The 6,207-nt window shown below is 34.4% G+C and carries 5 protein-coding genes and 1 pseudogene; all 6 read left to right on the top strand.

Annotation, left to right across the window (positions count from 1 at the left end; translation table 11 throughout):
- Positions 1-155, top strand: a pseudogene (locus C200_RS16880) (IS701 family transposase); the annotation flags it as partial.
- Between the two features lie 248 nt (positions 156-403).
- The gene (locus tag C200_RS04875; protein ID WP_016211449.1) at positions 404-1,540 is read left to right on the top strand and encodes a hypothetical protein; all 1,137 of its coding nucleotides are present in this window, start codon (positions 404-406) and stop codon (positions 1,538-1,540) included.
- A 183-nt stretch (positions 1,541-1,723) separates the two neighbouring features.
- Positions 1,724-3,451, top strand: a complete 1,728-nt coding sequence (locus tag C200_RS04870) for a glycoside hydrolase family 32 protein (protein WP_016211446.1) — start codon at positions 1,724-1,726, stop codon at positions 3,449-3,451.
- Entirely contained in the window at positions 3,441-4,649 is a 1,209-nt protein-coding gene (locus tag C200_RS04865) for an MFS transporter (protein WP_016211448.1), read from the top strand. Before C200_RS04870 ends, C200_RS04865 begins: the two co-directional genes overlap by 11 nt.
- 98 nt (positions 4,650-4,747) lie before the next feature.
- Positions 4,748-5,770: an alpha/beta fold hydrolase gene (locus C200_RS14880; protein ID WP_016211450.1), complete on the top strand. Its 1,023-nt coding sequence runs from the start codon at positions 4,748-4,750 to the stop codon at positions 5,768-5,770.
- A 308-nt stretch (positions 5,771-6,078) separates the two neighbouring features.
- Positions 6,079-6,201, top strand: coding sequence for a hypothetical protein (locus C200_RS16495; protein ID WP_282916173.1), 123 nt, complete (start codon positions 6,079-6,081; stop codon positions 6,199-6,201).
- The last annotated feature ends 6 nt before the right edge of the window (positions 6,202-6,207 follow it).

Below are 6,207 nucleotides of genomic sequence, written 5' to 3'. Positions count from 1 at the left end.
AATGCAATCATATTTTTGCATCAATCGTGGCATTTTGTAAACTAGAAACATTGAGTGTAAAAGCACAACTTAACCACTTTGCACTCAAATATAAATTACTTGTGCGGTCAAATCAAATAGCTTTTGAAGAGCTTAGGCGATTAAAATGTTTATGACCTGTGCGTAAGGTGAGTTATACAACATTTCACACGTTGATATAAATCATTTTCATGTTTCGCAAAAGGCTATTTTAAAGAAAATGATATTTTTCATTAATTTATTAAAGCAATAAATTTCTGTTTAACATGATTTTCAAAAAACTAACTCCTACTTGTATTTATATTAAAATTATCAATTATGTATACATGCTTTATTTTGCTAATATCCCCCCTCAGATTTAATATCTTATAAAAGGACCCTTATTTTGTCGACAACAGTAGAAGATATAGGCCAACGATTAACTGCAGCTTCAAGAACATCACCACTACTTCCTCAGCACTCTAGCCAACTAAATCAAGATATACAGTTTCCACATTACCGACGCAATTATCTTTTTTGCGTTGTTAAAGGAGTGATGTTTTTTTTTGCAATGAGCTCTGGATTATCAGGATTTTCCAGTGGAAAATCACTAGAAGACCTTATCGATAATAAGGAATTTATTAATGCTGTAGGCATCATTGCTTCTCTAACTTACTCGTTTTTTAATACTAATGCGACAAAAGATTTAATAAACAGAATCGCCCAAGGATCAGACTCTCTTACCAAAAAAATTTCTTGCCTAATCCTAGCTGCAATTGCTGCAACGCCTGGCGGCTTCTTAACTTACAACGGTCTGCAGCAGCAAGACAACATTATGAGCAATAATCTAATGTCAGCGGCTCTTTCCAGTGCTAATTTTTTTGGCTCATTGTTTGCAACAATGAATGCTATGTTATTAGCTCCCACTGATTCGGAGAAATTTAAAAAGCAGATTTTCATATATATATGTGCTTTTATTGCTGCGACGGCTCTACTTGTAGCTCCTACTTTATCTGCCACTCAAGGTTTAGAAAGAGCCTTTCCCCATCTTTCTTCAGCAGCAAACTGGTGTATTTTATCAATATGCAATATTTTAAGTGCCAGCATATTTACACAAGGTTTGGTTGATTTTCAAAAACAATTAACTTGTAAAATCTCATATGATATTCAAGAAAAAAGGAAATCTAACCGTATTATTACAGTATTAGCATATATGATGGCATCTTTTACTGCGCTTTCTTTCGCCGCTTTAAATTTGCCTATCTCTGATAATGAAGTATTTCAAATAACCTCTATGTCATTTGCAGGAATAGCAACAGCCGTTATTTGGGGAAGTGGTTTAAATCAACTTTTCCAATCAGCATTCGATTACATCAGTGATGAAATAAAAAGACTATGCTGCACTGACTCTCAATTGAACTTAGGCCCAGACACCCCAATGTTGTTTCAAGGTATTGCTGAAGCTCAAGAAAACGCGAGTGATATTTCAGGGTATGGCTCTGGAAGAATTCAAGTCGTTAGAGAAAGCACCTATGGCGCTTAGTGTTAATTAAAAAATTTTCACAACCTTTAATAAAAAATTAAAAATTAGCGTATTGCCTTAATATACTTAAATACACTTAAATCTCTCAAGAGTATAAACTGTACTTTCTCCTACAATTGATTAGAATAATAAGCTAAAAACCTGACAAGGGATGGATAATGCAAATTTAAGCAGAAGGTAATCATGAAAATACAGCTAAATAAAAACTATCTTCACTTAACCACTGGCAATCTTGATTGCATAATATCATTTGATATTAGTGTATTAAGTGAAGGGGCAGCTAAACTCTATAAAAATGATACTCTCATCGAATATGAACCATTAACTCTAAGCCATAATTTTTCTCATATAGAGTGGTCACTTGAGAAAAATTCACAATACTTTCTAATATCTGAATCAGACCATACTGTTTTAAAAAATGGCTGGTTTTATAGTAAGCACACATTATTAGAAAGTGGGGGATTTTGCTTCTCTTATCAAAATAAAAACTGGTCTATTTATCATTCATTAGACAATAGCCAGTCTTATTGTGATGAGAAGCGGCTACAATATCACTTCTCACCTCTTACAGGCTGGATCAATGACCCGAATGGATTAGTCTATCATAAAGGTTACTATCATTTATTTTTCCAGTATAATCCATACCAACCTCATTGGAGCAATATGCATTGGGGACATGCAGTAAGTAAAGATTTAGTCTCTTGGCAGCACTTACCTATTGCTCTTTATCCAAGTAATAACCTTAATAACCGATTTATTGGCGGTGCTTTCTCTGGAAGTGCCTTATCTAAAGATGAAGAATTACTCATCACTTACACTGATCACTTTGAAGACTCACAAAACTCAAAAGATATTTTTATAGAAAAACAAAAAATAATTAAATCTGATGGCGTCACCTTTTCAAAACCGAAAACAATCATCAACAGACCGCCAAATAATTATTCGAAAGATTTTCGAGATCCAAAAATTTGGTTTTGTGATTTAATACAAAAATTCTATTTAATTATTGGCAGTAAAGCAAATAATTTGCCTAGCATTGCACTTTATAGCTCAATTGATGCCAACGACTGGACTTACGAAGGTATTCTCTTTCAAGAAGAAAAACTTAAAGGACGATCTATTGAGTGTCCAGACCTTTTCATGGTTGACGGTGTTTATGTCTTGGTATTTTCTTTATTTGATACTATCAATAATAAAAATATTAATCATAGAAGCTACTATTATTTAGGGAACTTTAAAAAAAATAAATTCATCCCAACGACAAAAATATATGAAATCGATTTTTGTAATCACTTTTATGCATTGCAAACTTTCGAAGATAAAAACATGAATAGAATTGGCATCGCATGGATGAACAACTGGAGTGATAATATATTTTCTACGCAAAATCATTATGCAGGAGCTATGAGTTTACCTAGAAAACTATCAATTAAAAATAATAAATTAAGTATGCTACCTATCAGCCAGCTTAAAAATATTAGGACTTCTCAAGAAGTAATTTTTGATTTTAATCAAAGTTTCTGTCAAATTGAAACCAACAAAAAATCTTTTGAAATAGAGTGTTTATTTAGCTTTGGTATAGAATGGTCAATGGACTTTAAATCAGGGAAAAATATAGTTTTAACTATTCTATGGACTGGCTCAAAAATCATATTAAAAACCAAACAAAAAACCTGCATAAGCCCATATATATGCAAACCAGACAAAAGGCAACAAATCGATGCTAGCTTTTTTTTAGACACAACCAGTATCGAAGCCTTTATTGATAATGGAACAGTATGTGGATCACACAGACTAGAGCTTAGTAAAAATAATAATATTACTATTTGCACTACAACAAAGCCTTCTCAGTCATTTACTGGAAAACTATGGGAATTAAATTCAATTTGGAGTAACGAACGTGACATTTAAACAAAAATGCTTAACCTTATGTTTTCTCTCTGCTTTAATCACAGGTGGGTTTTCAGCAGCAATTGGCCTTGTTTCTCCTCAAATATCAACATACTATAATGTAGATATTTCTAATATCGTCTACATTGATGTTTTAAATATTGTCGGCTTGCTAATTGGTAACTTTTTTAGCGGCCGCCTCATTGAAAAAATCAATACTCACAACACATTGTGCTTTGCAATCGCTCTAGGCATCATCGCAGAGTCTTTATTAGCGCTGGGCCTGCCTTTGTCATTTTATACGGCTTGCTCTATGCTAAATGGTATTTCCATCGGCTTTTTAGTCCCTGCAGTAACTCAGTCAATCTCTGACCTTCACACAGTAAGCCGCGAAAAAGACTCCAAATTAAGCTTACTTAACTTCTTCTTTAGTCTAGGCTCAGTATTTGTACCAATTGTCGGTGGCTATATTACTCACTATCTATCATGGCGTGGTGTCTTTGCTATGTTGGCTATCTTATATGTTTTTTTATTAATTTGCGCCTTAACATTTAAAATAAAGCCCACGTGTGGTAATACTCCAAAGTCCCAACAATCACAGACAAAGAATAATCAATCAATATTTAACTTATCACTCATATTAATTGGTATCGCCTTGGTCTGTTATGTTTACATAGAATATGTAGTAAGTTACTGGTTTTCACCTTACCTGCAAATGGATAAACATATCAGCGTTATCGAAACAGGAAAGCTCCTCGGAATATTTGGAGCATCAATTGCTGCAGTGAGGCTGATTGCTGGACTTTATTTATTAAAAAAAATCAGAGCAACAAACTATATTACCTTAAGTTGCATTACTGTATTTATTGGCTTTTTATTTTTCTTAAATAGCTCAAGCTATTTTAGCTTTATGGCTTCAATTATTTTAATTGGCTGTGGTTGTGCTTCCTTATTTCCAACATTATTAGGCTATGGCATTGCGCAAGCCAATTATCAATCACCCAGGGCCACCTCCTTTCTCATCACCTGCGGCTCTATCGGTGGATTTGTTGGTCTTATTATGTCTGGTTTTTTAGGACAGCATGTCGATAAGGTAACGCCAATTTATGTCGCCCCCATCTTAGCATTTATCATCATCGCTATTATTTTTGTCACCGCCCTAAATAACCGCTATGGACGGCTAAAAGCACCCAATGCAAACTATAAATCAGCTAAATAACAAAAGTGGGCTATTTTGTAACTTTACTTTATAGCCCTAGAAGTCATACTTAACACAAGCTATAATAATCCCACCAACAATGAAAACCCTTACACACAATGAACTTAACCTTCCATCCCTCAGAAAAAAAAATACCAAAAATAATCATCATTGCATTAATCAGCAGCATAATCATCCTATTGATTCGTTGTACTTATGCAGCTATTTCTACACAATCAATCAATATAGCAGGGCACACTCTCTCTTATAACAAAGCTGGAAAAGGTAAGAATGTCCTCTTACTTTTACATGGCTATTTGGCCAATAAAGAGCAATGGAACTCTGTTATTACTAATCTCGAAAACAATAGCTATATCAAGAAAAATTACACTATAGTTGCTCCTGACTTACCCGGTTACGGCCACTCAAAATCGTTTCCAGCACCCGCCTATCGATTAGACACCGTAACTGGATTATCCCAAACACAGGTACTTTACCAGTTTCTACACGCCCTTCATCTCTCAAAACAACCCATTCACCTAGTAGGAAACTCCATGGGTGGCCTTATACAGGTCTTACTTACTAAACGTTATCCAACATTAAATATTAGAAGCATCACTTTTATTGGATCACCTGCAGGTGTTGCACTACCCTCTGCCATTATGAACCATGCTTATAATCAAGGTTATAATCTATTCCTACCATCTAGTAAAAAACAGTTTGATACTGAAATAAGAGGGCTCGTTTATCATGCACAGGCAATTATCAATACCGTTACACCTGCGCAAATTAATGCACTCATTAATGATTATGCAAAAAACTATAAATCATACTCTCTTGTTTGGGAGCAATTAAATTCAGAGCCTTACGCTACTTACTTTACTAAACCAACAGGCTTTCAAAAACCAGTTGCAATTTTTTGGGGAAAACAAGACCGACTCTACCCAATAAAAAATAAAGCAATCCTAACAGCTGCATTCAATAATATACCCATCAATGACTCTATTAATGAATCAGGCCACCTTATGATGTTAGAAAAGCCAGAAATTATCAGTTATGTAAGTCAACGCTTTGCTGACTTTTTAAAAACAATTTCAAGCAAAGAAAACATAATCTCAAACAATAAAATAAAACATAAGTAAAATTTCTTTGACATTTTACAAACCACTCATAAGGCATATAATATGCCTTATTGAGTTAAACTAAACGCTAAACCCATCACTAAATAATTACTATCTGTACTTATTACCAAAACTGTACCTACTGTTTTTTCTGATATATTCTGCTAGGCTAACACAATCGCATCCGTTTACTAACAGGGCTTTTTTAATGAAAGCTGAAAATAGGATAGTTTTAAAACCATTCATACCGTCACTTTGTACGGGGATTAAGATTTAATTATATGAATAAGTAGCAACTATTTTTCAATAGCAATCGAGAATGCTATTGAGTGGGTCGTAAGCGTCGCTACCTCGGTAGGTATTTTGCACATCCAATGATGCAAAATCGCCGAGCAAAACGCGACGACTATAAACCCTCGGCTGTCCGCGTCACACAGCGTTGCGTGCCTTGAATCGGC

It is taken from the genome of Piscirickettsia salmonis LF-89 = ATCC VR-1361, assembly GCF_000297215.2.
Lineage (GTDB): Bacteria > Pseudomonadota > Gammaproteobacteria > Piscirickettsiales > Piscirickettsiaceae > Piscirickettsia > Piscirickettsia salmonis.
This window is presented reverse-complemented; position numbering and strand designations above follow the sequence as displayed.

Excerpts from the sequence above, each read along its gene's own strand:
- C200_RS04870 (WP_016211446.1), top strand. The coding sequence starts at position 1,724 with ATGAAAATACAGCTAAATAAAAACTATCTTCACTTAACCACTGGCAAT.
- C200_RS14880 (WP_016211450.1), top strand. The coding sequence starts at position 4,748 with ATGAACTTAACCTTCCATCCCTCAGAAAAAAAAATACCAAAAATAATC.